This is a genomic window from Marinomonas ushuaiensis DSM 15871 (assembly GCF_000521805.1).
GTDB classification, from domain to species: Bacteria; Pseudomonadota; Gammaproteobacteria; order Pseudomonadales; family Marinomonadaceae; genus Marinomonas; species Marinomonas ushuaiensis.
This window is the reverse complement of record NZ_JAMB01000006.1, coordinates 1-26,455: the sequence shown is the minus strand read 5'-3', so window position 1 is coordinate 26,455 and position 26,455 is coordinate 1. Positions and strand designations below refer to the sequence as shown.

The 26,455-nt window shown below is 41.6% G+C and carries 23 protein-coding genes; 10 read left to right on the top strand and 13 right to left on the bottom strand.

Translation table 11 applies throughout. The features are described from left to right. The first annotated feature begins 12 nt into the window (after positions 1-12). Together MUS1_RS07965 and MUS1_RS07960 are read left to right on the top strand one after the other, a co-directional pair. The gene (locus tag MUS1_RS07965) at positions 13-1,212 is read left to right on the top strand and encodes an MFS transporter (protein WP_036161025.1); all 1,200 of its coding nucleotides are present in this window, start codon (positions 13-15) and stop codon (positions 1,210-1,212) included. A 177-nt stretch (positions 1,213-1,389) separates the two neighbouring features. Further along, positions 1,390-2,607, top strand: a complete 1,218-nt coding sequence (locus tag MUS1_RS07960; protein WP_036161022.1) for an MFS transporter — start codon at positions 1,390-1,392, stop codon at positions 2,605-2,607. Between the two features lie 26 nt (positions 2,608-2,633). Here the strand turns inward: MUS1_RS07960 and MUS1_RS07955 are convergent, their stop codons facing one another. Further along, on the bottom strand, positions 2,634-3,557 hold the full coding sequence (locus MUS1_RS07955) for a helix-turn-helix domain-containing protein (protein ID WP_036161434.1): 924 nt from the start codon (positions 3,555-3,557) through the stop codon (positions 2,634-2,636). Positions 3,558-3,787: 230 nt separating this feature from the next. On the opposite strand from MUS1_RS07955, the gene exaC reads away from it, so the two are divergent. The 5 genes from exaC to MUS1_RS07930 all read left to right on the top strand — a co-directional run bounded on the left by exaC (position 3,788) and on the right by MUS1_RS07930 (position 10,616). Then, the gene (gene exaC / locus MUS1_RS07950) at positions 3,788-5,305 is read left to right on the top strand and encodes an acetaldehyde dehydrogenase ExaC (RefSeq protein WP_036161019.1); all 1,518 of its coding nucleotides are present in this window, start codon (positions 3,788-3,790) and stop codon (positions 5,303-5,305) included. Between the two features lie 233 nt (positions 5,306-5,538). Then, positions 5,539-6,921 carry an L-serine ammonia-lyase gene (locus MUS1_RS07945; RefSeq protein ID WP_036161016.1) on the top strand — a complete coding sequence of 461 codons (1,383 nt, stop codon included), beginning with the start codon at positions 5,539-5,541 and terminating at the stop codon, positions 6,919-6,921. A gap of 334 nt (positions 6,922-7,255) precedes the next feature. Further along, positions 7,256-8,830 carry an inorganic phosphate transporter gene (locus MUS1_RS07940; protein WP_036161014.1) on the top strand — a complete coding sequence of 525 codons (1,575 nt, stop codon included), beginning with the start codon at positions 7,256-7,258 and terminating at the stop codon, positions 8,828-8,830. 267 nt (positions 8,831-9,097) lie between these two features. Beyond that, entirely contained in the window at positions 9,098-9,883 is a 786-nt protein-coding gene (locus MUS1_RS07935) for a hypothetical protein (protein WP_036161011.1), read from the top strand. A 115-nt stretch (positions 9,884-9,998) separates the two neighbouring features. Then, a complete protein-coding gene (locus MUS1_RS07930) occupies positions 9,999-10,616 on the top strand; it encodes a LysE family translocator (RefSeq protein WP_036161009.1) in 618 nt (205 codons plus the stop codon). Positions 10,617-10,639: 23 nt separating this feature from the next. On the opposite strand, the gene MUS1_RS07925 is transcribed toward MUS1_RS07930, so the two are convergent. The 3 genes from MUS1_RS07925 to MUS1_RS07915 all read right to left on the bottom strand — a co-directional run bounded on the left by MUS1_RS07925 (position 10,640) and on the right by MUS1_RS07915 (position 13,471). Continuing rightward, positions 10,640-12,631, bottom strand: a complete 1,992-nt coding sequence (locus MUS1_RS07925) for a DNA topoisomerase III (protein WP_036161006.1) — start codon at positions 12,629-12,631, stop codon at positions 10,640-10,642. Positions 12,632-12,724: 93 nt separating this feature from the next. Then, positions 12,725-13,207 carry a universal stress protein gene (locus MUS1_RS07920; RefSeq protein ID WP_036161003.1) on the bottom strand — a complete coding sequence of 161 codons (483 nt, stop codon included), beginning with the start codon at positions 13,205-13,207 and terminating at the stop codon, positions 12,725-12,727. A 42-nt stretch (positions 13,208-13,249) separates the two neighbouring features. Beyond that, complete coding sequence (locus MUS1_RS07915; RefSeq protein ID WP_036161000.1) at positions 13,250-13,471, bottom strand: hypothetical protein; 222 nt, start codon at positions 13,469-13,471, stop codon at positions 13,250-13,252. A 196-nt stretch (positions 13,472-13,667) separates the two neighbouring features. On the opposite strand from MUS1_RS07915, the gene bamJ reads away from it, so the two are divergent. Next, a complete protein-coding gene (gene bamJ / locus MUS1_RS07910; protein WP_036160998.1) occupies positions 13,668-14,288 on the top strand; it encodes a BamJ family beta-barrel-assembly machinery protein in 621 nt (206 codons plus the stop codon). Positions 14,289-14,384: 96 nt separating this feature from the next. Here bamJ and MUS1_RS07905 read toward each other — a convergent pair whose 3' ends face one another. From MUS1_RS07905 to MUS1_RS07870, 9 genes are all read right to left on the bottom strand, one after another. Next, positions 14,385-14,801, bottom strand: a complete 417-nt coding sequence (locus MUS1_RS07905) for a GNAT family N-acetyltransferase (protein WP_036160996.1) — start codon at positions 14,799-14,801, stop codon at positions 14,385-14,387. Positions 14,802-14,811: 10 nt separating this feature from the next. Beyond that, on the bottom strand, positions 14,812-16,005 hold the full coding sequence (locus MUS1_RS07900; RefSeq protein WP_036160993.1) for a cupin domain-containing protein: 1,194 nt from the start codon (positions 16,003-16,005) through the stop codon (positions 14,812-14,814). A 107-nt stretch (positions 16,006-16,112) separates the two neighbouring features. Beyond that, the gene (gene purB, locus MUS1_RS07895; RefSeq protein WP_036160991.1) at positions 16,113-17,486 is read right to left on the bottom strand and encodes an adenylosuccinate lyase; all 1,374 of its coding nucleotides are present in this window, start codon (positions 17,484-17,486) and stop codon (positions 16,113-16,115) included. Between the two features lie 184 nt (positions 17,487-17,670). Beyond that, entirely contained in the window at positions 17,671-19,890 is a 2,220-nt protein-coding gene (locus MUS1_RS07890) for an NADP-dependent isocitrate dehydrogenase (RefSeq protein ID WP_036160988.1), read from the bottom strand. A 265-nt stretch (positions 19,891-20,155) separates the two neighbouring features. After that, a complete protein-coding gene (hflD, locus tag MUS1_RS07885) occupies positions 20,156-20,785 on the bottom strand; it encodes a high frequency lysogenization protein HflD (protein ID WP_036160984.1) in 630 nt (209 codons plus the stop codon). Between the two features lie 12 nt (positions 20,786-20,797). Next, the gene (gene mnmA / locus MUS1_RS07880; protein ID WP_036160982.1) at positions 20,798-21,910 is read right to left on the bottom strand and encodes a tRNA 2-thiouridine(34) synthase MnmA; all 1,113 of its coding nucleotides are present in this window, start codon (positions 21,908-21,910) and stop codon (positions 20,798-20,800) included. Between the two features lie 112 nt (positions 21,911-22,022). After that, complete coding sequence (locus tag MUS1_RS15920) at positions 22,023-22,427, bottom strand: NUDIX domain-containing protein (RefSeq protein WP_084035588.1); 405 nt, start codon at positions 22,425-22,427, stop codon at positions 22,023-22,025. Further along, positions 22,363-23,091: a pseudouridine synthase gene (locus tag MUS1_RS07875; RefSeq protein WP_036160979.1), complete on the bottom strand. Its 729-nt coding sequence runs from the start codon at positions 23,089-23,091 to the stop codon at positions 22,363-22,365. The genes MUS1_RS15920 and MUS1_RS07875 overlap by 65 nt, the downstream gene beginning before the upstream one ends. A gap of 167 nt (positions 23,092-23,258) precedes the next feature. Beyond that, entirely contained in the window at positions 23,259-23,522 is a 264-nt protein-coding gene (locus tag MUS1_RS07870) for a cold shock domain-containing protein (protein WP_036160978.1), read from the bottom strand. 292 nt (positions 23,523-23,814) lie between these two features. Between MUS1_RS07870 and clpS the strand changes: the two genes are divergently transcribed. Both clpS and clpA read left to right on the top strand, forming a co-directional pair. Next, positions 23,815-24,162, top strand: coding sequence for an ATP-dependent Clp protease adapter ClpS (gene clpS / locus MUS1_RS07865; protein ID WP_211236445.1), 348 nt, complete (start codon positions 23,815-23,817; stop codon positions 24,160-24,162). 20 nt (positions 24,163-24,182) lie between these two features. Further along, the gene (clpA, locus tag MUS1_RS07860) at positions 24,183-26,435 is read left to right on the top strand and encodes an ATP-dependent Clp protease ATP-binding subunit ClpA (RefSeq protein WP_036160975.1); all 2,253 of its coding nucleotides are present in this window, start codon (positions 24,183-24,185) and stop codon (positions 26,433-26,435) included. The last annotated feature ends 20 nt before the right edge of the window (positions 26,436-26,455 follow it).

The following is a 26,455-nucleotide window of genomic DNA, read 5'->3' as shown; positions in this document are numbered from 1 at the left end:
AAGGGTGTTTTCATGCGCACATCGGGCGTGTTGTTATTTATTGCCTATTTAGGCTTTATCAGTTTAGGTTTGCCTGATGCGGCACATGGTATTAATTGGCCATTTGTTCGTATTGAATTTGGTGTCCCAATAGGATGGCTTGGTCTAGTCATTCTCAGCAGTGGTATCGGTTATCTCATTTCGAGTTTTTCTGTCGGTTATTTACTGTCTCGCCTCGGTGTTGGGCGTTTATTGATACTAAGCAGTTTTTTTGTCAGCCTTGGTTTATTCGGTTTCTACTCTAGTTCTAGCTTCATTGTTTTTGTTCTGTTTGCGATTTTGATTGGCATGGGGTCTGGTGCGATTGATGCTGGATTGAATGCTTATGCAGCGGAACATTTTTCAACCCGACACATGAACTGGCTCCATGCTGCCTTTGGTGTTGGCGCAACAACAGGCCCCATCATCATTACCACCGTGCTGGTGAATTTCTCTCAGAATTGGCGTCTAGGTTACGCGGTTCTTGCTGTTATTTTATTCACAATCACAGTGGTCTTTATTTTTAGTCGTAACCTGTGGGAAAGTGATAAGCACCTTACTCAGAAGGTAGAAAATACAACAGATGAGACGTCAAATCTCTCTATAGATTTACCTCAAAAAATTACACAGATTCAGGCGTTAAAACATCCTCTTATCCAATATCAAATTGCTTTCTTCTTTTTATACACAGGCGTTGAGTTTGGTATCGGGCAGTGGGCTTTTACCGTGATGACTGAATCCCGAGGTATTTCATTAGCAAGCGCAGGAACTTGGGTTGCTATTTATTGGGGATCTTTGGCATTTGGGAGGGCTGTTTTTGGTTTTCTAGTCGAGCGTTTTTTGGTTGATGTGTTATTGCGCCTTTGTTTGATCGGTGTCGTGTTCGGTGTGGTACTTTTTAATATAAATATTACGACTTATACGAGCTATCTTGGTTTGGCGTTAGTGGGGTTTTGTGCCGCACCTATTTTTCCTTGCATGATTTCTCAGACGGTTATTCGCGTTGGAAAATCTTACTCTACTCATGCCATTGGTTTTCAAGTCAGTGCCGCAGTAATGGGCGGAATGACGTTACCTGTGATCAGTGGGTTAGTGGGGGAGTATTTTGGTTTGCATTGGTTGAGCGTCACTTTTCTAATTTATGCATTAGGCTTATTTTGGCTCTTTCACCTTATTTCAAAACGAACGGTTTAATTTTTTGAGAGGGATTTTGAAAAGATATAACGTTTTCTGCCTATCTTTCATAACCGCTTTCAAGCGAAATTAGCGCCAGAGGTGAGGCGTAAAATATGTTATTTTAACGACTTATTAAAATCAGCACGATAAAGCACAGCGCCTGATTTTTTAGCTCGCCTCTATCAAGGACTTACATTGACTACTCCTGACAACTTTATTTCTTTTCCTGAACGCCTTTCTCGTGGATTATTGCTCTTCTGCTTGGCAGCAGTAGGCATCGGGCAGTCTTTTATTTTTACCTCTTTACCGCCCATTGGTCGTGAAATTGGTTTGGCTGATGTGCGTATTAGTACCTTGATTACTGCAGGTGCTGCGACGTTTGTTGTTGCTGCTTTCTTTTGGGGAGGCATTATCAATCGAATTGGTCGCGTCCGCTCTGTGATTATCGGTATGAGCTGTTATGCGGTCACTATTGGCATGACAGGGTTTGTATTACAGGGTGCCTTAGAACGTGATTTGTCAGCAGAACAGACTTACTATCTAGTGTTTGTTTTGCGTGTGGTATTTGCTCTTGGAATCGCCGGCATTTTACCTTCAGTTCAAACTTTTCTGATTGCTCATACAGATATTAAGCACCGTAGTGCAACGATTGCTAAAATTGGCGCCTCTTTTAGTATTGGTATGATTTTAGGTCCTGCATGTGCATCACTATTGAGTGGATTAGGGTTAACGGCACCGTTTTACATTATCGCTTTTCTTGCAGGTTGTGCTGCCGTATTAGTCATGTTTTTTGTCAAGGATAAAAAACATGTTCGTCAATTTGAGAAACCACCAGCCACTAATTGGTTTAAAGAGCCAGTTATGCCTTTCTTGGGTATGTCGACTCTGGTCATACTGTCTATTACGGGTGTTCAGCAGATCATGGCATTTTTGATCCAGGACAGATTTCATTTGGATGTGTCCGAAACGACGAAACAGGTAGGGTATGCCATGATGACCATGTCTTGCTTTAGTATTTTAGTGCAAATGATTTTAGTGCCGAGGTTTCAATTAGGTGTAATTACACTGGTGGTTGCAGGCACGAGCATTGGCGTATCAGCGCAGTTGGCGTTTATGTTCTTAGACTCTTATGCCGGTGTTTTATTCGCCATGGCGTTGTTTGGTACAGGCGTGGGCTTCTTGTTTCCAGGTATCGTGACAGCGCAAACCTTATTAGTAAAAGACGATCAGCAAAGCCGCTTAGCAAGCATGAATGCATCGATGCAGGGCTTGGGTGCGGCGTTAGGCCCTGTTGTTTTGGCCTCTTTTTACCAAATAGGGCAGTTAGTTCCCTTCCTTGCTTTGATGTCTGGATTACTGCTTATATTGGCTATTTTTAGTTATTGTAAATCTAAGCTAGGTTATACATTTTAACGTCCTGTTAATGTAATAAATAATGACTAATTAATCTTATGGGTTTGAGTGACTTGACGTGGAGAAACACCAAAATGCTGGTGGAAGCGTCGACTGAAGTGACTCAAGCTCTGATAACCTAATTCATAACTCACTTCTGTCACAGAACACTTTTCTTGTAAGCGCTGATGGGCTCGATTCATCCTACGTTGATGCTGGTACTCCAATGGGGTGCAAGCCAGTTGGCGTTTAAAACTTTCATAAAATCGGCTACGACTCATGCAAGCCATTTTTGCCAATAGATTGATATCTAGCGGCTCAGCAAGGTTCTGTTCAATCCAATAAATGACACAAGTAAGCCCGTTTGCATCAGGTGAGTTTTGAGTAAATCGTAATAACGCGTCTCTGCCATGATGTCTCAATATGCGAGTTACCAATTCACTGACACCAAAATCCACTAACAGATCTCGATCTGGGTCATTTTGAACAAAGTCGCTGGTTAAGCGATCAAGTACTTGCTGGGTGGCTTGAGTATGGATTGTGTGTAAATGTTGGTTTGGGTCAATGACAGTATCGTAAGGCATAGATTTGAACATGATGTCATTCATGCGATCACAGATCTGTGCGACTCTTTCTTTTGAAATTGCGATGGTGAGACACGTCGTTGGCTGTTCGAGTCTGGCTTCTGGGAAATCAATAAAGACCTCTTCTTCTGGCGCCAATATAAAAGACTCGTGGGGAAGAAAGGGGACATGACCATTGTGTTGTGTGTGCATGACTTTTGCGCCGGTCACCATACCGCAATAAAGCAAAGAGTCGGCTTTTAAGCTGACTTGTTGGGCTTGTTCATAAGTATCGTAGATACTCAGTTCGGAATGCGGCCCTGCAAAACACACACGATTTTCGACCAGCTGAACGGGTGAGCGTTTCTGCTCAAGTCGAGTTTTTTCTGTAGAGAAAGAACGGTTCATTAACACACCTCTTTTATATTTATAGTTGGCGTGGATCATTTTCACTCTTTCCATCATCACTCTTGCCTGTCTTTTGGTCAATACTAAAACACAAAGAGAAATGGATCAGTAGACAAGTATCATGGACTGAGAGACAAGTTTTCTTTGCGAATTGTTTCTAGAGTGAAGGTTCAGATAAATCCTTTGTTGAATTGAACTTATAAAAAAAATAAAAAGTGGAGAAAATTACTATGATTTATGCCAAACCTGGTACTACTGGTAGCCTTATTACATTTCAAACCGAGTATGGAAACTTTATTGGCGGTGAATGGGTAGCACCTGTTAAAGGCCAATATTTTGATAAAGTTAGCCCAGTAGATGGGGAAGTATTTTGCCGAATTCCTCGTTCTACAGAAGAAGATATTAACCTTGCACTAGATGCAGCTCACGCGGCTCGTGTCGCTTGGGGGAAAACATCAGTAGCGAATCGTTCGGGTATCCTATTAAAAATAGCCGATCGAATTGAGCAGCATTTAGAAGCAATTGCTGTGGCTGAGACTTGGGACAATGGTAAAGCCATACGTGAAACATTAAACGCTGACATTCCTTTAGCGGCTGATCACTTCCGTTATTTTGCAGGTTGTTTACGTTCGCAAGAAGGCAGCGCGGCTGAAATTGATGAGCACACAGTGGCGTACCATTTCCATGAGCCGCTTGGGGTTGTTGGTCAGATTATTCCTTGGAACTTTCCGATCCTAATGGCCGCGTGGAAACTTGCTCCAGCACTGGCTGCAGGCAACTGTGTGGTTCTTAAACCGGCTGAGCAAACACCTGTCTCTATTCTTGAATTGGTTAAAGTCATTCAAGACCTACTGCCACCGGGCGTATTAAATATTGTTAATGGCTTCGGTAAAGAAGCGGGTCAAGCTTTGGCATCAAGCAAACGTATTGCCAAAATCGCTTTTACGGGTTCTACGCCAGTAGGCGCTGGCATTTTAAAATGCGCAGCAGAAAATATCATTCCGTCTTCTGTTGAGTTAGGAGGGAAATCCCCAAACATCTATTTTGCCGACATCATGAAGCAGGAAGAATCGTTTATCAGTAAATGTGTTGAAGGGCTTGTGTTGGCTTTCTTTAACCAAGGCGAAGTTTGTACCTGTCCTTCACGCGTTCTAATTCAAGAAGACATCTACGATGAATTTATGGCGTTAGTGATCGAACGTACGAAAATCATCAAACGAGGTAACCCTCTAGATACAGAGACTCAAGTGGGGGCGCAGGCCTCTAAAGAGCAGTTTGATAAAATATTGAAATATATTGATATTGGTAAAGAAGAGGGAGCAGAACTTCTGATTGGTGGTGGTATTGCACCTATTGATGGTTTTAATAAGGGCTATTATGTACAACCGACCTTGTTTAAAGGGTCAAATACGATGCGTATTTTTCAAGAAGAAATCTTTGGTCCAGTAGTCAGTGTGACAACGTTTAAAGACGAAGCTGAAGCGTTAGCCATTGCCAATGACAGTGAATTTGGTCTAGGTGCCGGTGTTTGGACTCGTGATACAAATCTTGCCTATCGTATGGGAAGAAACTTAGAAGCAGGTCGAGTATGGATGAATTGCTATCACCATTATCCAGCGCATGCCGCCTTTGGTGGTTATAAGAAGTCAGGTATCGGTCGTGAAACCCATAAAATGGCGTTAGAGCATTATCAACAAACTAAGAATATGCTAGTTAGTTATAATATCAATCCAATGGGGTTCTTTTAATTTAGCGTAAAAACCTAAAATTGGTACCATTCCATAGTGTATTTCCGTCCTAGATGATTTGGCGGCTTAAAGCCAAGAGGTGTTTACCTCTTGGCTTTTTCTTTGAATAAATACTGAAATTATGTTTCCTATTGGAAACTTTGTGTCGTAAGTGATACTTTTCAAGGTATGATTTTATGTAATGTATTTTTTAAATGTTGCATTGAACTAAACTAAGTGACAGAGGGTTTTGTATGGCAATCAGTTTATTCGATCTTTTCAAAGTTGGAATTGGTCCTTCTAGTTCTCATACGGTTGGCCCAATGGTTGCTGCAAACCAGTTCGCTCATCAATTGCAGGAACGGAATTTGTTCTCTAGTGTGAATCGACTGAAAATAGATTTATACGGTTCTCTAGGTGCCACAGGGAAAGGGCACGGAACAGGTACTGCCGTTTTGATGGGACTGGAAGGTGAGTTACCAGAATTTATTGATCCTAGCCTAATAAATAAGCGCATTGAAAAGATAGAAAGAACCTCACAACTGAGTTTGTTGTCTCAACATTTAGTTAAGATAGATGTCGCCACAGACCTTATTTACCATCGAGTTGATCGTCTTGATTTTCATGCTAATGGTATGGTGCTAGTCGCTTTTGATGAGAACGATAAAGAAATTCACAGTGCCACATTTTATTCCGTTGGTGGTGGTTTTATTGTTGAAGAAGATGAACAAGGCAAAGTCGTTCTGGTTGAAGACACAACGGAACTCCCTCACGTTTTTCATAATGCCGAGACTCTCATTAAGCTTTGCCGACAAGAAAACAAAAGCATTGCTCAAATTGTTATGGAAAACGAGAAGACTTGGAGAACGGAAGAAGAGATCAAACAAGGGGTTCTTTCTATTTGGTCAGTGATGAAATTATGTGTTCAACAAGGCATCAAGAATGAAGGCATTTTACCTGGTGGGTTAAAAGTAAAGCGCCGAGCTTCCAGTCTACATAAAGACCTAGTCAGTAAAACTCGAATGGACATGATCACGCCTTCTTTAGGTGCTATGGATTGGGTAAACCTTTATGCACTGGCTGTGAATGAAGAAAATGCAGCAGGCGGCAAAGTTGTGACAGCCCCAACGAATGGGGCTGCCGGTATTATTCCAGCTGTTCTCCATTATTATTGGGATTTTTGCCCTCGTTCTAGCGAAGAAGGTATTATCGAATTCTTTCTTACGGCAGCAGCCATTGGCTTTCTCTTTAAAGAAAATGCCTCTATTTCAGGCGCGGAAGTCGGTTGCCAAGGCGAAGTCGGTTCAGCTTGCGCTATGGCCGCTGCAGGATTAGCGGCCGCTACAGGTGGTACTCCAGAACAAATAGAGAATGCAGCCGAAATTGGTATGGAACATAACTTAGGTTTAACCTGTGATCCTATTGGTGGCTTAGTGCAGGTTCCTTGTATTGAGCGCAATGCAATGGGGGCAATGAAAGCGATTAATTCAGCGTCTATGGCTCTTCGAGGTGATGGTAGCCATTATGTTTCTTTGGATAAAGTGATTCGTACTATGCGAGATACAGGAAAAGACATGAATGATAAATACAAAGAAACCTCCCGTGGTGGGCTAGCGGTTAATGTTATTGAATGCTGAAAAATGTTCCTATGGTTTGAAAAAATGTGAGATAAATTACTCGTTATTTTTACCTGTAACAAAACAGTCATATTTCTGTAGTATATTTGCAATCAGTGCCTTTCTAAGGCACTTTTTTTGTCTATATTTTTGGACCGCTACTCAAAAAGTTTAGGGGTTTTTATCTAGATAGACCCAGTGTAGAATGGCGCCAAATTTATATTTTACAAAAATATGACGGGACGAATTGAAGCCAAATTGATTTGGAATACAAGAGTTAGGTAGATCGTTGTTTCATAACATTATTTATAAACAATGGTTTGGCATAGATTAATTTATTGAAAGAAGAGCCCTTATGGATCTTACAAATACCCCGAAAGAACAACCTACTTTATTAGATGGTCATGAGTTTATTCGTGTGCTTATTGCTTTAGCGTTCGTTTTAGCCGCAGGCTTTTATGCTACATACAATGGTATGGGCGTTTCTAATTTATCTATCCTAGCGATTGCCGCAGCCATTGGTGCTTATATGGCCATCAATATCGGTGCTAATGATGTAGCTAATAATGTTGGCCCAGCGGTTGGCTCGAAAGCTTTATCAATGACTGGCGCCATTCTTATTGCTGCTATATTTGAAGCAGCTGGTGCTTTGATCGCTGGTGGTACGGTTGTCGGAACTATTAAAAATGGCATAATTAATCCTAATGCCATTGGTGACGCATCAACTTTTATTTGGGTGATGATGGCCGCTTTGTTAGCTGGTGCGATTTGGCTTAATTTAGCCACTTACCTTGGTGCGCCAGTATCGACAACACATTCTATTGTTGGTGGTGTATTAGGTGCTGGTATTGCGGCCGGTGGTTGGGATATTGCTAATTGGGATAAACTGATTGCTATTGTCGCCAGTTGGGTTATTTCACCTGTTTTAGGTGGTGTGATTGCGGCTTTATTTTTAATGTACATTAAGCGTTCTATTACATACAAAAATGACATGATTGAAGCGGCTAAAAAGGCCGTTCCTCTTCTTGTTGGCTTAATGGTTTGGGCGTTTTCAACTTACCTTATTCTTAAGGGGTTGAAGAAGATTTGGGAGCTGGATTTCATTACAGCTGGAATGTTTGCTTTTGCTATTGCTTTAACGGTGTATTTTATTGTTCGCCCTATGGTTGATAAAGCAGCATCTACTTTGAAAAATGATAAAGATGCAGTGAATAGCTTGTTTACTATTCCTCTTATCGTGTCTGCGGCTTTATTGAGTTTTGCTCATGGCGCAAACGATGTTGCGAATGCGATTGGACCTTTAGCTGCAATTAATGATGCGCTCATGACTGGTGCTGTGTCTGGTAAAGCGGCTATTCCTATTTGGGTTATGATGATTGGTGGTGTTGGTATCGCAGTGGGTCTTGCCTTATATGGGCCAAAATTAATCAAAACCGTCGGGTCAGAAATTACTGAGTTAGATAAAACCAGAGCATTTTGTGTCGCCATGGCGGCAGCAATTACTGTTATTATTGCTTCTCAGCTTGGTTTACCTGTGAGTTCAACTCACATTGCGGTGGGCGGAATCTTCGGTGTGGGTTTCTTACGTGAATATTTAAAACAGTCTTATGAGAAGAAATTAAAATCCATTGCATCTCACTCCGAATCAGCTGGGTACAATGGTCAACAAACTCAAGAATTTGTGAAACGCTTTAAGTCTGCTGATGTAGAAGAAAAACGTGCTATTTTGAAAGAATTAAAAGCAGCGCAAGCTTCTTCGCCAATTTCTTCTGCTGAACGTAAAGGGCTGAAGAAAGCGACGAAAAAAGAGCTTGTTAAGAGATCTGCATTATTACGTATCGCCGCAGCATGGATAATAACAGTACCAGCTTCAGCCTTACTTTCTGCAATAATTTTCTACATGCTACTTGGTTTTTCTGTTTCTCGTTAAACCTAATATAGCGATAGAGAAAATTTTAAAAGACCAGTAAATCTGGTCTTTTTTGATTTCTAGAGTTTAATTATATGAAACAGAAACCAAACTCTAAATACGGGATTTCTGTGAATGAATTGAAAAAAGAGCTAACATGATCAGCTAAATTTACTTATTACTAGATCAAATTGGAATTCAATGAAAATTAGTAAGTATCATAATATCGTTTTTAAGAGTTACAGTGATATTCGACTATAAATTATACCAAGGTAAATTACGCATCATATGACCGCTGTTTCAATTATTGTACTTTTGCTTATTATTGGCGGCTTTATCGGCTTTGCGATTTTTCTACAGCTGAAAGAGCAAGCGCGATTGGCCAAATTGCGTAAAATTGCCATGCTCAATAATCGATTACGTCAAGTGAATCGATACCTTGATGAAATGCCACCTCAGTATCAACCAAAAGATATGCGTTTATGGTTGTTTTCTCGAATGATCGCTATTTATGATGAATTGTTACAACTTCAACCAGATGCTACTTTAACTCGTCGTCGTACTAATTTGGCTGAAGAGATGTTGGCGTTTCAAACGAACAAGCAAAAACGCCGATTTAAACCTATAAATGACGAAATCTTAATCGTGGAAGTGAAGCGCATGTTTGAGTCTTTTCAATCATTTCTTATTGCTTCTACAAAAGATAATAGTATCAATTCCGATCTTGCTCATCGCTACAATAAAATGATTGATTTCTTTTTTTACAAAGTAAATGCTGATTATCATGCTTATCTTGCTCGTAAAGCATTTTTAAGCGGTCAAATGGAAACGGCAGTAGAAATGTATAAAGAAGCATTATCTCAATTGAGTCCCATTAAGGACACGGTTGAAGCTAAGTCTACTATTCTTAAATACAAAGACGTAATCCAAGATATCGAAGACGATCTTGCCTTGAAAAAAGAAGAGGAAGATAAAGTTAAGTCGGTGGAAGTAAAATCTTCCAGTGAAGAGTTAGAAAATGAGTGGAGTAACTTTATTGAAGACTCTTCATTCAAAGAGAAAAAACGCTTTTAATTCGCTTTCTATTCAAGTCTTTTTCTATTTCACTTATGTTTTTTCTTGATACTTATGCAAGGTCATGAGACGTTTAGTGCCTACTTTTTTTCATTATTATGAATAAGGATTTTCTGTGAACGTTGCCTTGCTTTCTGCGTTTATTCCTACTTTTTTCTTTGTTTCTATTACGCCTGGTATGTGTATGACATTAGCCATGACGCTGGGCATGACGATTGGTGTTAAGCGTGCGCTTTGGATGATGTTAGGGGAATTGGCTGGCGTTGCGACTGTAGCAACCTTGTCTGCCATTGGTGTTGCGGCTTTGCTGTTGAATTATCCTAGTGTTTTTCTTGTTTTGAAATATCTTGGTGGTGCTTATTTAGCTTACATCGGTGTTCAGATGTGGCTGTCTAAAGGTAAGATGGCGATTAAAATGGAGCCTGATGGAAAACCTGCTTCACGAGTCGATTTAATCTCTCAAGGTTTTATTACAGCAATCGCTAATCCTAAAGGCTGGGCATTTTTTGTTGCTTTACTGCCTCCTTTCTTAGATGCAAGTCAGCCACTGGCAAATCAATTAGTGGTATTAATAGCCATCATTTTAACCCTCGAATTTACCTGCTTACTGATTTACGCAACAGGCGGTCGGACACTTAAATCGATACTTATGCACAGTGGTAATGTTCGTATTATGAACCGTATCGCTGGTTCTTTAATGATTGGTGTCGGGGCTTGGTTAGCAATAGGTTAGTTATTCCTAAATACAAACTATGGCTAACTTTTCGCCGTTGGTCGTTTTACTCTTGTTTTGGTTGTTGACGTTGAAGGTTTAGATGTTGATTTTCTTTTGCCTGTTGTGCGTTTTGAAAACGCTTTTTTAGCGGGCGCAGGCAAATGTTTTAATGAGGTTGAAGACAAGCTCTTCGAGGCATCTAGCAGTTCTATTAAATTACTTTCTAAATGAGTCATAAAACTTTGATAACTCGTTTCCCCAATACTGATTGCATTGAGTGTCGATTCCCACTGAGCTGTCATATCTGGGGTTACCAATTGACTAGGTAAGCAATCTGCAAAAGCACGTCCTGTTTCGCTGGCGTGTATCTGTTTCCCCTTTCTGATTAGAAAACCTCGCATAAATAACAGTTCAATTATACTGGCTCTTGTTGCGTCCGTTCCTAAGCCATCAGTGTCTTTCAAAATGGCTTTAATGTTTTTGTCTGTGACAAAACGGCTAATCCCTGTCATTGCAGCCAGTAAACTGGCGTCCGTAAAGGCTGCTGGCGGTGTCGTTACCTTGTCATGAATAATGCCTTCATGGCACCAAAGTGAATCGCCTTTTTGGAGTTTAGGTAATTCATTTTGTTCCTCGTTGTTTTGTTCTCCTTTATTGTCTTGCCTTGATTTTTGTGGGAGTAGTGCTCGCCAGCCTAGTGACATAGGCGTATTTCCCCTGGATTCAAATTGTCCGCCTGCAATATCAAGTTTGATATAAGAGGCCAAAAAATCGTAATCAGGGTAGAACTGCATCAAATATTGTCGAGCGATAAGTCCAAATATCTGAGATTCCATTTTTCCAAGAGCGGCGGCTTTGTGGGCTTGGCTGGTAGGGATGATCGCATGATGTGCCGTAACTTGTTTATCGTTCCATGCTTTGCTGCGTATTGCTGGATTAGCGTTGTTAGCACCTTGTTCGAGATCAGTTGTTGCCTTACTTAAAGCATTCAAAATACTTTTTGCGTCTTTATGTTGAAGACTTGGTAAATAGCGACAATCGGATCTTGGGTAGGTGATCATTTGATGGCGTTCGTACAAACTCTGACAGGTATCTAGAACCTGCTGTGCTGTCAGTGAAAATATTTTTGCTGCATCGATCTGTAGGCTGGACAGGTTATAAGGCAAAGGTGGAGCCTGTTTTTTTTGCTTGTAACTGGCTTCAATTACATTGGCTGTTTGATTCGCTATACGAGTCGCGACATTGACAGCTAATGCTCGGTTTAATACACGATTCTCTTCGTCCATATAGGGTTTGCAGGCGTCACTCGGTAACCATTTTGCCTGAAACCTTATATTTTGATTTGTTTCTAATTGAGCCCACACCTGAAAGTAATCTTTAGGGATAAAATGCTCCCGCTCTTTGTCTCTCGCAGCGACAAGCCCTAGCACTGGAGTTTGTACTCGGCCAATAGACAAAACTCCCTGATAGCCAGCTTCGCGGCCTCTAATGGTGTAAGCCCGGGTGAGATTGAGTCCAAACAGCCAGTCTGCTCTGGCTCTTGCTAAAGCAGAGCGAGAAAGCGCTGCGAACTCACTGTTCGGTCGTAAATGGTTTAATGCTTTTTTGACAGCGGCAGGCGTTAAATCATTAATCAGTAGGCGTTGAGTATTTTGAAGCTTTTCTTTCGATACTTTTGTGAAATGAATAACTTCATCGACTAGTAACTGGCCTTCACGGTCCGGGTCGCCGGCATTTACAAGATGAGAGGCTTTTTTAATGAGTTTTTTTAAAACACCAAGTTGCTTTTTTGTGTTGGCTTTTTCTTGCCATTGCCAGTCTGTTGGAATAATCGGTAGATGATCTAAATTCCACGATTTATAAAGAGGATCGTATTGGTGAGGTTCTGCTTGCTCTAATAGATGACCGATACACCAACTAATACAATCGCCATTGGGTAACCAGATACAGCCATCTTCCTTTTTTTGAGGTGTTGGAAGGGCGGCTGCGATAGCGCGAGCAAGACTTGGTTTCTCTGCAATATAAAGAATCATAGATACACTTACTGTTTATATATACAGTAAGTGTATCCAAGAGAAAGAGATCTGGCTAGGTCTCTTTTTATTTTATTCGAGGCTTTTGACTGGTTACTTGATTGGTACAACCAATACAGGAGTGTCGCTAGAGTGAATTACCCTGTTGGCAGTAGAGCCAAGCATCATCTGTCCTAAAAGGCTGTGAGTACGACTGTTCATAACAATCAAATCAGCCTCTTTTTCTTTTGCGACGTGATGAATAGAGTCCGTTGGAATGCCACTTTCGATGAGTATTTCAGGCTTCGTTGCTAAATTGGCAAGTTCGTCAGCATGTTTTTCCATTAAGTCAGCTAACATTGTTTCCATGCGTATTTTCATTTCTTTTTTGCCATTTTCGCGCATGGTTGCCATAACTTCTTCAGCAACATAGCCGCTAATCATATTAGCTGTCTGAGAGTTGATAGGCTCGATTACGTGCAAGAAAATAACTTTGGCTTGGTGAAGATTCGCAAGATTCAAAACAAGCTCTACTGCTGATTGCGTCTGGTTTTCTAAATCACATGCATAAATAATAGTTTTGATTTTAGGTAACATGACAAGATCCTCTTTTGATGTATACCTATAAGCTTAACTCTTTCAACTTTTACTGCTGTGATCTATATCAATCTTCATCATGCTTATTTTACCTGTGGTATCTGACAACGTATTAGCTTGTGCTCTATCAGTATGGTTAGCGAATAAAAAACAGCTTATCGATGATAGAAAAATCAAACTAACAAAAAGCATCGACCAATAATCTGTCGCTTTTTTGCTGCTTTTGTTTTTTTCCGTGGACGGAATAAAGCTTTCAGTTTTCATGATTCACTCCCTTATCAACGATTTAACACAATAAAGTAAATGATAATTGATATCATTTAATAAATCTATCGCTTTAATAGATAAAGTTTTAATGGTCGATTTTCATTGATGGTGACTTTGAAAAACAAGCCCGCGAGATTTGCCTATGTTATGATATGCGTTCAATTTTATGTGTAATGAATAAGAGAGTGTAACCATGTCAGAACTGTCGTTCGATTCGAATGAAGCAAAAATCGCATACGGTATTGGCCGTCAAATTGGTGATCAACTACGTGGTAGTGATCTTGGAGAATTATCTCTAACGCATCTTTTTGCTGCGATTGAAGATTCTTTAAATCAAGCTGAAATGCGCGTTCCAGGTGAAGAATTGGAAGCCGCTTTTGCAGAACTTCAGCAAAAAATGGAAGAAAAATCACGTGCAGGATCTGAAGAAACAGTGAAAGCGGGCGAAGCCTTCCTTGCTGAAAATAAAGCAAAATCTGGTGTTCAAACAACAGAGAGTGGTTTGCAGTTCGAAGTACTTGAAGAAGGTACTGGTGCAACTCCTAGCCGTGAATCAACAGTTCGTGTTCATTACGAAGGTCGTTTACTTGACGGTCAAGTATTTGATAGCTCAATCGCCCGTGGCGAGCCAATTGAATTCCCACTAACTGGCGTTATTGCTGGTTGGACTGAAGGTCTTCAGTTGATGAAAGAGGGCGCGAAATACCGTCTAACGATTCCTGCTGAATTGGCTTACGGCGCACAAGGCGCTGGTGCAATGATTCAACCTTTCTCTGTTTTACAGTTCGATGTTGAACTAATTGCTGTTGTTTAATTAGCAATTTAGAACGAAAAAAAACGAGCTTCTTCTAATGAAAGGCTCGTTTTTTTATGTCTACGATAAACTGTTGAGTTCAAATATAGCGAAAAATTAGATGTCTCTTTCCATTCGGACATGCATTTTTCCAGCTTCTAGAAATATTTTGCCATCTGAATGGAAATTTTGCTTTTCATAAAACTGTTGAACGTCTACTTGTGCGTGTAAGAAGACTTTTTGGATGCCCATTTCTCTGGCCACTTTGACGGCTCTCGTTAATAGCATTTCCCCATAACCTTGATGGCGATAAGCTGGCAGTACCGATAAACGACCCAATTGGCCTTCTTCTGTTAATCGACAGGTGCCAGTTGGAACGGCAGTGGTGCCAAAAGTCACAAAGTGAACCGCATTTTCGTCGTGTTCATCCCATTCGTCTTTTGGGTCGATACCTTGCTCGATAATAAAGACTTGTTTGCGCACAAAAACGAGTTGGTCTTTGCTGCTGTTCCAATCTGACGTTAATACTTTCACTTTCTTTATCCTATTCTTCTGGTGCAACCAGTTCGATTAGACCTTGTTGACGAATGAAGAATCGCACAAGAGGTTCTAAGTCAGCATTTTGACTGAAATCTAAACCAGAGAAATCAAATTCAACTTGATCAGTAATTGCTTGTACAAATGAAACCAATTCAGCATCAAGGTTGATACTGTCGCCATTACAGAAAACCGTCATGCTGCTCGTGTTGTCGTCTTGATAGTAGCAAATTCGCGCATCACCAGGACGAATAAAGGTTTGCCCTTGAGTGGCATTTTGAAACGCTAAGTCTAGGTCTTTAGTGTTAAGAGGCGTTAAATATTCTGGGTATTTGCTGTCACTCATGGTTTCGCCTAACCAGTTGGCTAATACATCGGGTTGGCTTATTAATCGAGCTAACTCCGCCTGTAGATGCGCAATGTCATCTTTATGGATCTGGGCGCTGTGTTCTCGGTTGCCTGTTTCTGGTGCAGCAAAGCGATGTTTAGCATCCGGCGTTTCACACAATTTATCTCGAATACCTGTAAGAGCATCTTGTATGCTTGGCGCACGAAAGCCGACTGAGTAGGTCATGCAATCATCATCTAAAGAACGGCCATTATGAGCAAAGTTTGGTGGTAAATATAAAATATCACCAGCGTCTAATTCCCAGTCCATTTCAGGATTAACAGGAAAGTTATCTAGGATATGCAGAGCGATATCAGCAATACCTGAGTCTTGATATTCACCCGGTGCTAATACTTGCCAACGGCGTTTACCTGCTACTTGAATTAAGAAGACATCGTATTGATCATAGTGTGGGCCAACACTGCCGCCTTCTGTCGCGTAGCTGATCATCACGTCGTCTAAGCGCGAGCTTGGCAAAAACTGGAATTGTTCTTTTAGGGCTTGAACTTCAGGAACCCAATGATCGACTGCTTGAACGAGAAGAGTCCATTCTTTTTCTGGCAATGAAGCAAAGGTGTTTTCATCAAAAGGTCCTTGCTGTGTCTCCCATGGCGTCTTGCCATTTTCGATCACAATACGTGACTCGACTTCTTCTTCCATTGCCATACCAGCAAGTTCATCGGCTTCCAATGGCACTTCAAAATCTGACAGGCCAGCACGAATAAGGAGTGGCTTTTTTTGCCAATATTCATTCAAAAAAGTGTGTGCTGTCATTCCACCAAGAATGGTTAACGGCGTATTTAGGTCTGTCATAGGTTTCTCGTGAAAAATAAAAAAGAGTCAGTTGGAATACAAAGACAAAAAAGAGCCGATAAATCGGCTCTTTTTTTTGCTTTTTACATCGTTATGTAAAGCAAAGTTTAGTTGCGGATAGCTTTCGCTTGAGCAACGGCATTACCAATATAAGTACCTGGTGTTAATGCTTTTAGTTCTGCTTTTGCTTGTTCAGGCATTTCTAATGTCTCAACAAAGGCTTCAATTGTTGCTTGGTCAATCGTGCGACCACGAGTTAACTCTTTTAGTTTCTCGTATGGAGACTCAATGCCGTAACGACGCATTACTGTTTGAATTGGTTCAGCCAGCACTTCCCATGCAGCGTCCAAGTCAGCATCTAGGCGAGGTGCATTGATTTCCAATTTGCTGATGCCTTTCAGGGTTGATTGGTAAGCAATTAAGCTGTGAGCTAAACCAACGCCTAGGTTACGTAATACAGTTGAATCTGTTAAGTCTCGCTGCCAGCGAGAAATTGGTAGTTTCGCACTTAAGTGACCCATGATGGCATTGGCAATGCCCAAGTTACCTTCAGAGTTTTCGAAGTCAATTGGGTTTACTTTGTGTGGCATAGTTGATGAGCCAATTTCGCCAGCAATGGTTTTTTGTTTGAAAAAGCCCATAGAAATGTAGCCCCAAACATCACGGTCAAAATCAAGCAATATTGTATTGAAACGACAAATAGCGTCGAACAATTCAGCGATGTAATCGTGTGGCTCGATTTGAGTCGTGTAAGGGTTCCAAGTTAAACCCAAAGACGTCACAAATGATTCTGCGTGAGCTTGCCAATCAACATCTGGGTAAGCAGAAAGGTGAGCATTGTAGTTACCAACAGCGCCGTTTATTTTGCCTAAAAACTCAACGCTTTGGATTTGTTTAAGCTGACGGCTAAGGCGTGCAGCTACGTTCGCCATTTCTTTACCAACCGTCGAAGGCGAGGCTGTTTGACCATGAGTACGAGACAACATTGGTTGCTCGGCGTGTTCGATGGCTAAATCTTGAATCGCTGTAATGATATTGTTTAGCTCTGGAGTAATGCCTTCTTCCAGTGCTTCGCGAAGCATCAATGCGTGGGACAAGTTGTTAATGTCTTCCGATGTACAAGCAAAATGAACAAACTCAGAAACAGCGGCTAATTCCGCATTGTCTGCCATTTTATTTTTAATGAAGTATTCAACTGCCTTGACATCGTGGTTTGTGGTTTTCTCAATGTCTTTAATGGCTTGAGCATCGGCTTCACTGAAGTTGTCTGCTAGTTGGTCTAAGAAAGTGCTGGCTTGAGCACTAAGAGCAGGAACTTCAATAATTTGTGGGTGACTGGCAAGAGCCTGTAGCCAGCGAACTTCAACTATGACTCGCATACGTAGCAAACCGTACTCGCTTACTGAGCGACGCAATACGTTTGTTTTCGATCCGTAACGACCGTCGATAGGGGAAATTGCATTTAAGCTAGTTAATTCCATTGAGATAACGCCTCGAACATGGTTTTCAGGGAGTCGCTATTATAGGCAAAAGAGGGAAGGTAATACAGGGAGTAGATGAGAGTATCACCATAAAAAAGCCCAGATGTCGCTTAAATATAGATATCTAAACGGCATCTGGGCTTGGTGTTACTCAAACATATTTATATTGAGAACATATCTCAGCTTATAGTGTTGCCAATGCTTGGTTGAACGTCGCGCTTGGGCGCATGACTTTTTCTACCGCATCAAGGTCAACATTATAGTAACCAGATAGACCAGCAGGTTTGCCTTGTACTGCAGCAAGCTCAGCAATGATTGTGTCTTCTTTCGCCGCCAGTACTTTCGACAATGGCGTGAACTTAGCCGCTAATTCTGCGTTTTCACTTTGCGCTGCCAACTCTTGAGACCAATAAAGTGCTAGGTAGAAATGGCTACCACGGTTATCCAATTCACCAGCCTTACGAGAAGGAGATTTGTTTGTGTCTAGCAATTTACCTGTTGCTTTATCTAGACACTTAGCAAGAATTTTTGCTTTCTCGTTGTTATGCTTAATGCCTAACTCTTCGAAAGATACGGCCACCGCCAAGAACTCACCAAGAGAATCCCAACGAAGGTGGTTTTCTTCCATTAGCTGTTGAACATGCTTAGGAGCAGAACCACCAGCGCCCGTTTCGTACATTCCGCCGCCGTTCAGCATTGGAACGATAGACAGCATTTTCGCAGATGTACCTAATTCCAAGATTGGGAATAAATCCGTTAGATAATCTCGAAGAATGTTACCTGTTACTGAAATGGTGTCTTGGCCACGAATGATGCGTTCCATAGAGAAACGGATCGCTTCGTTGTAAGTCATAAGGCGAATATCTAGACCGTTAGTATCATGATCTTTTAGGTAAAGCTCAACTTTTTTGCGAAGTTCGTTGTCGTGTGCGCGTTCTTCTTCTAACCAGAACACAGCAGGTGTGTCAGATTGACGAGCACGAGTAACGCCTAGTTTTACCCAGTCGCGAATAGGAGCGTCTTTTGTTTGGCATGCGCGCCAGATATCACCTTTCTCTACAGCGTGCTGCATTAAAACGTTACCTTGAGCGTCCACTATACGCATAGTGCCGGCTTCAGTGATTTCAAAGGTTTTGTCATGAGAGCCGTATTCTTCGGCTTTTTGCGCCATCAAACCAACGTTTGGAACCGTACCCATTGTGACTGGGTCAAATGCGCCATTGGTTTTACAGAAGTTAATTGTTTCTTGGTAAATGCGTGCGTAAGTGCTATCAGGGATAACTGCTTTAGCATCATGTGCTTTACCATCACGGCCCCACATTTTACCAGAACCTCGAATCATCGCCGGCATAGAAGCATCAACGATGACGTCACTTGGTACGTGTAGATTGGTAATGCCTTTGTCTGAATCAACCATTGCCAATTCTGGGCGAGAGTTATAAACATCTTCAATAGCTTGCTTAATTTCTGTCTGTTTTGTTTCTGGAAGCGTTTTGATTTTATCGTATACGCTGCCTAAACCATTGTTTGGGTTAACGCCGATTTCTTTAAACAATTCACCGTATTTTTCGAATACGTCTTTGTAGAAAACCGTTACCGCGTGACCAAATACGATTGGATGAGAGACTTTCATCATGGTTGCTTTTAAGTGCACAGACCACATGATGTTGTCTTCTTTCGCTTCTTGTAGCGTCGCTTCGAAGAATGCACGAAGTTTAGCGCAGCTGATGTTCATGCTGTCTAAAATTTCGCCTTCTAAAAGAGGAAGAGACTTTTTCAATTCAACAGAACCGTCTTTTTTAACAAATTCGATGTTAACGGTTTGAGCAGAATCCATAGTTGTAGATTGCTCAGAAGAATAGAAATCGCCATCGCGCATGTAGTCAGCGTGAGAAACAGAGGTCTTTTTCCATTTGCCCATTGAATGTGGATTCTTGCGAGCGAAGCCTTTTACTGCAGCTGGCGCGCGACGGTCAGAGTTACCTTGACGTAAAACAGGGTTTACTGCGCTGCCCAACACTTTAGAGTAGCGAGCTAAAATGTCTTTTTCTTCATCAGTTTGTGCGTTTTCTGGGTAGTCAGGTAGTCCGTAGCCTTGTGCATTAAGTTCTTTAATCACAGCATTAAGCTGTGGCAATGAAGCACTGATATTAGGCAATTTTACAATGTTTGCTTCTGGCGAAGCGGTTAGGTCGCCTAAGAATTGAAGGCCATCTTCTACTTGTTTATCAGCAGGAAGAAGATCAGAAAAGCCTGCAAGGATACGACTTGCTAAAGAAATATCGGTAAGTTTTAGTTCGATATCTGCTTCTTTTGCAAAAGCGCCAAAGATAGGAAGCAAAGATGAAGTAGCCAGTGCTGGTGCTTCATCGGTCAACGTATAATAGATGGTTTGTTTCGACATGTAATTCCCCTAACATTTCAGGCTGTGTTGCCCATTGAATCGAAGATGACTTTTAGCCGCCATTCCCTAGGTTTTAACTGGTTGCGCATAATTTGCGCAGGTTCAAATTTTGGTCGATATACTACCTAAAAAACCAAGGTAGAGATATCGGCTCCAAGATATACTCAAAATTGATTTCAGTTATTGTTGTGTTTACGGTTCGTATTTTCTTACTTATTTTTAAGAATAAAAAAGCCCCAAAGGGCTTTTAGAAAGAAACACAAAACTAACTACGAGATTCTAAGGCGCTTAATAATGCCTTTCTTTTAAAAATCAAATGCCAGCGTTTGCCGCCGAGTTGTCGCCATAACATGGCTGCCCGGATGCCTGACATTAGAATGGCTCTAACCTGATTGGCAATATACGGCTGCTGCAAGAAGCGGCTATCGCCTTGCACTTGAATACGAAAAGGCAAAGTGCTTAACGTGTCCTGATACATGCCCGAAATAGAGGCGATGATGTTCTCGTGCAGTACGCTATCGTAATGCGCTTTCTTTTGTTCAATTTGGGAGATTTTCTGACCAATAGTCGAAAGCATTTGTGGTGTTTTAGCCAGTTTGTTTTCAAGATGGACTAAACTAAGTGCGTAGCGCAATGTATCTGGATTAACGCTGCTACGCTCTTTTCCTAATGCTTTTTTAGCGACATTTCGGCCAAGAGATAAGTTGCTTTGATAATCCCATTGTCCGCCATAAATATCTTCAGTAGAAGAGGCGTTGATGAGTAAAACACTGTCAATCATAGGCTGTAACGCTGTGTTATCGACTTTTCCTGTTTTGGCTAAAATAGCGACCAATTCTGCCGCTTGAAACACAGCAGATAGCGCGATAGATTGTTCTTTTTCTCTACTACTCACGTTATAAACTCTCTACTTATTAAACGCTTCATTGATGATACCGCCACCAAGGCAGTGTTCACCAACATAAAAAACAACAGATTGCCCAGGTGTAATGGCTCGTTGAGGTTCAACAAAAGACACTTCAATTTGGCCTTTTTCATTCAGATACACAGTGCACTCTTGATCCGGCTGGCGATAGCGACATTTTGCAGTGCAGGTCATAGGCAAGTTTGGCGTTTGACGAGCAACCCAGTCAAAATTATCCGCAATTAAATGAGTCTTGAATAAAGATTCATGCTGACCGCCTTGTGTTACTACCAGCACGTTGCGCGTTAAGTCTTTTTCAACTACGTACCATGGGTCATCTGAATACTTAGCCAAACCGCCAATGCCTAAACCTTGGCGTTGGCCTATGGTGTGATACATCAAGCCATGGTGGCGTGCGATAATATCGCCTTCAAGTGTTTCAATATTACCTGGTTGGGCTGGCAAGTATTGTTCTAAAAAGTCTTTGAAGCGGCGTTCGCCAATGAAACAAATGCCTGTGCTGTCTTTTTTGTTGTGCGTGACGAGACCAAATTCTTCGGCTAAACGACGTACTTCTGGTTTTTCCAGTTCGCCCACAGGGAATAGTGTTTTGGCTATTTCGTCTTTACCTACTGCATAAAGGAAGTAACTTTGATCTTTATTGCCATCAAGGCCTTTTAATAAAAGAGGTTCACCGTCTTTTTCGCCTCGGCGTACGTAATGACCTGTAGCAATATAATCAGCACCAAGGGCCAAAGCGTATTCTAAAAAGGCTTTGAATTTGATTTCTTTATTGCAAAGGATGTCTGGATTCGGTGTTCGACCCGCTTTGTATTCTTCTAAAAAATGTTCGAATACATTATCCCAATATTCAGCGGCAAAGTTAGCCGTATGAAGTGTGATGCCTAGCTTGTCAGATACGGCTTGAGCATCCGCAAGGTCATCTTTGGCTGTGCAGTATTCGGTGCCGTCGTCTTCGTCCCAGTTCTTCATGAACAAGCCTTCGACCTGATAGCCCTGCTGCATCAGAATAAGGGCCGATACAGAGGAATCAACGCCACCTGACATTCCTACGATGACTTTTTTTGTGCTATTTGCAGCAGTGCTTTCTTTCATGACCAATGGGTACTCATAAGGCAGTTTTTAAATAGATTGTTAAAACGAAGAGGCGAGGCCTCAAATACATTTATCAGATATTTTCAATCGCCAATATTGTATCACTTTCTTTTTACCGATAGGGCGAACTATCGATAGAGAGAAAGTGATCAGATATAAAGCATAAAGGTATAATGGGGTTGCGAAGTGAATCTTCAATGCAGGCCCTAATTAATGGGCTTCGATGAGGTAGTGCAAGAATTTCATCATAGGTCAGCCAGTGACTGGATTCTATATCAGGGTCAAGTTCAAGAGTGGCCTGTTTTATCGGTTCACATAAAAAACAAAGTCGATGGTAGGTGTCTGCACCTTTGAAAGGGGTAAAGGAGTACATGCCAAGTAAGCCGACTGGTTTAACGAGCCAGCCAGATTCTTCTAGGGTTTCTCTAATGACGGCATCAATAGCACTTTCATTATTTTCTATGTGTCCGGCGGGTTGGTTTAGTACGAGTTGGTCGTTCTGCCACTCCTTCACCATCAGGTATTTTGTTTCTTTGGAATCCGAGTTGTCTGTTTTCACCAGAGCGGCGACGGTTAGATGAGGCAGTTTTTCTCTTTCTTTGCGCTTCAAAATTCATTACCTCTTTTGATAGCTCATCGGTTGGTTCGGTGTAACTCCAATGTCCAAGTTGGGTGTTGTCTAGTGAGTATGGGCCAATGGCGTAACGTATTAATCTAAGTGTAGGAAAACCAACAGCGGCCGTCATTCGGCGTACTTGGCGATTTTTGCCTTCACGAATTTGCAGTGATATCCAGCTTGTGGGAATGTTTTCTCTGTGTCTGACTGGTGGTGTTCTCGCCCAAATATTCGGTTCTTCTATGCGTTCTGCCTGAGCCGGTTTGGTTAAACCGTCTTTCAGTTCGACACCTTGCCTGAGTTGATCTAAAGCTTCTTCAGATATGTTGCCTTCCACTTGAACCCAGTAAGTCTTTGGCATCTTGAAATCAGGAGAAGCGATGATGTGTTGTAGAGCACCTTGGTTGGTTAACAGCAATAAACCTTCTGAATCAAAATCTAATCGGCCAGCAGGGTAAAATTCAGGAACATGAATGAAATCAGCCAGTGTGGATTTTTCGCCTTCTTGAGAAAATTGACTAAGTACTCGAAAGGGTTTGTTGAACAAAATTAAATTAGAAGGCATGTGCTCATTGTGTCGTTATAGTGTGTGATTAGATTGCTGAGTGAAGGTGTGACAGAAAGTATTTGTTTAGTCATATAAACCTTACCCCTCATTATGAGGAGTAAGGTAACAAATTCATTCTTGGATTACGATGTTGCTGTGCTTACGTCGTATGCTTGTTGAGCGGATTAATTTGATGTGGGTAGAGTTTCTTCATCGGTGATTTCCTGTACTTCCTCTTGTTCAGACGAAATTGGGTTAATATCAATCGCATGCATGCCTCTATCTCCAGGCTCAGTACTAAAAGTCACCGTCTGTCCTGCCTTGAGCGTTTTGTAGCCTTCGACATTAATCGCAGAATAATGAATAAACAAATCTTCCTCAAAATCCTCCGACACTATAAATCCATAACCTTTGGCATTATTGAACCACTTAACTAATCCGAGATGCATGAGTTACTCCTTATTTACTCTAAATCGCTCTAAAACGTTTCGTTATTGTTTTTCTACGAGGCTAAAAATAAGCGGTGATAAGCATAGGTGCGAAATTTTTGTTACGAATCAATGTTAGAATCTTACCTATAATCTTGATTACACACTTAATCGCCTCAATAAAAGCGTAGAAGGCGTTTTGCTATTTGTAAAATCCAAGTGGTAATCTAGAACGCAGAGTTGAACGTATCTAATAGTGGTAATGTGCTGAATTGGGCAAATTACGTGAAAAGTGAAGCCTCAGAGGCATGGGATGATTGTAGATCAGAAAATTAGATTAGTATCAGAAGACGAGCAACAAGGGCATTCTAGTATCGCGATTGCGCCACAAGAAACCGAGTTACAACCGCCTTCTATGTATCAAGTAGTATTGTTTAATGATGACTATACGCCAATGGATTTTGTCGTATTTATTCTTCAGCGTTTTTTCTCAATGGATGGAGAAAAGGCTAACCAAGTTATGTTGGAAGTGCATCAAAAAGGTAAAGGAGTTTGTGGTATTTATCCTTTTGATATTGCGGAAACGAAAGTAGCAATGGTACAACAGTTCGTAGAACAAAATGAGCACCCCTTAATGTGCGACCTACAAAAGGTTGACTGATTCAGAGTGAGGGCATAGCAATGTTAGATAAAGAACTAGAGCAAACCCTAAATGCCGCGTTCAAAGCGGCACGTGATAAACGCCATGAATTCATGACAGTAGAGCACTTGTTGTTGGCGCTTATCGAAAATGATGCTGCATCAAATGTCTTAACTGCCTGTGGTGTGAGTTTAGATGTCTTAAGTAAGGAGCTGGAAGAGTTTGTTGATAGTACAACCCCTTTGCTTCCTGAAGATGATGAAGAGCGAGAAGTGCAGCCAACGTTAGGTTTTCAGCGTGTATTACAGCGAGCTGTGTTTCATGTGCAATCTTCTGGAAAACGCGAAGTAACTGGCGCCAACGTGCTTGTGGCCATTTTTAGCGAACAAGAAAGCCAGACTGTTTATCTTTTGAAACGTCATGGTGTTGCTCGTATTGATGTTGTTAATTTCGTTGCTCATGGCATTTCTAAAACAGGTGATTCGTCTCAAGAGATGGATCAAGACGAAGAGGCGGAAGACACAACAACCGCGCCTTTGCAAAAGTTTGCAACGAATCTTAACGAAGAAGCCAAAGCTGGAAAAATCGACAAATTGATTGGTCGTGAATACGAAGTGGAGCGAGTAATACAAACGCTCTCTCGTCGTCGTAAAAACAATCCATTATTGGTTGGTGAGTCTGGCGTGGGTAAAACGGCCATCGCTGAAGGTTTGGCTAAGCGCATCGTTGATGGACAAGTGCCTGATGTTATCGCCGATGGCGTCGTTTACTCGTTGGATCTTGGTGCTTTATTGGCGGGCACGAAATACCGTGGTGACTTTGAAAAACGCCTTAAGCAATTGCTTGGCGAATTGAAAAAGCTGCCGAATGCTATTTTGTTTATCGATGAAATTCATACCATTATCGGTGCGGGTGCGGCATCAGGCGGCGTGATGGATGCTTCTAACCTATTGAAGCCAGTATTAAGTTCTGGTGGATTGCGTTGTATCGGATCAACAACATTCCAAGAATTTCGTGGTGTCTTTGAAAAAGATCATGCCTTGGCTCGTCGTTTCCAAAAAATTGATGTGAACGAACCGAGCGTTGATGACACTTATCAAATCTTGAAAGGCATCATAGGGGCGTTTGAAGAGCATCATCAAATCAAATATGAAGAACCGGCTTTGTTAGCGGCTGCAGAACTTGCGCAGCGTTATGTGACAGACCGCCATATGCCAGATAAAGCAATTGATGTGATCGATGAAGCGGGTGCGTTTCAGCGGCTTCAGCCTGAAGGTAAACGCAAATCAGTAATTACCGTGTCTGATATTGAAGACATTGTCTCTAAGATCGCTAGAGTGCCTGTAAGAGCGGTGAATTCAGATGATAGAAAAGTACTGTCTAATCTAGAGCGCAACCTGAAAATGGTGGTGTTTGGACAAGATAATGCTATTGATTCTTTGTCAGCGGCGATTAAATTGTCTCGTGCTGGATTGAAAGCCGAGCAAAAACCGATTGGCTCTTTCCTAATGGCTGGACCAACCGGTGTTGGTAAAACCGAAATTACGAAACAGCTGGCCAAGCAGTTAGGGTTAGAGCTTATTCGCTTTGATATGTCTGAATACATGGAGCGCCATGCCGTTTCTCGCTTAATTGGTGCGCCACCAGGTTATGTGGGTTTTGATCAAGGTGGCTTGCTAACAGAGGCGGTTACTAAGAACCCTCATAGTGTGGTTTTACTTGATGAAATCGAAAAAGCCCATCCAGAAGTCTTTAACTTGTTATTGCAAGTGATGGATCACGGTACTTTGACCGATAACAACGGTCGCAAAGCGGACTTCCGTAATGTGATTTTAGTCATGACATCAAATGCCGGCGCAGAAGACTTAGCGCGTCGTTCAATTGGTTTCTCAAGTCAGGATAATTCAACAGACGGTATGGAAGCGATTAATCGTACCTTTACGCCAGAATTTAGAAACCGTCTTGATGCTGTGATTCAATTCCAGCAACTTGATGAGAAAATTATTTTCAATGTGGTGGATAAGTTCTTGGTCGAATTGCAGGTTCAATTAGACCCTAAAGGCGTCATGCTGGAAGTGTCTGATACCGCAAGAGGTTGGTTGGCTAACAAAGGTTATGACCGTCAGATGGGCGCTCGTCCAATGGCTCGAGTAATTCAGGAGCATCTTAAAAAGCCGTTAGCAGACCAAATACTGTTTGGTGACCTGCATGATGGTGGGCATGTAAAAGTGTCTTTAGATGAAAAAAGTGACGAACTGAAATTTGACGTGATAAAAGAAGCGGTCGTTCAATAAGAGTTAATGCAATCGCTGAA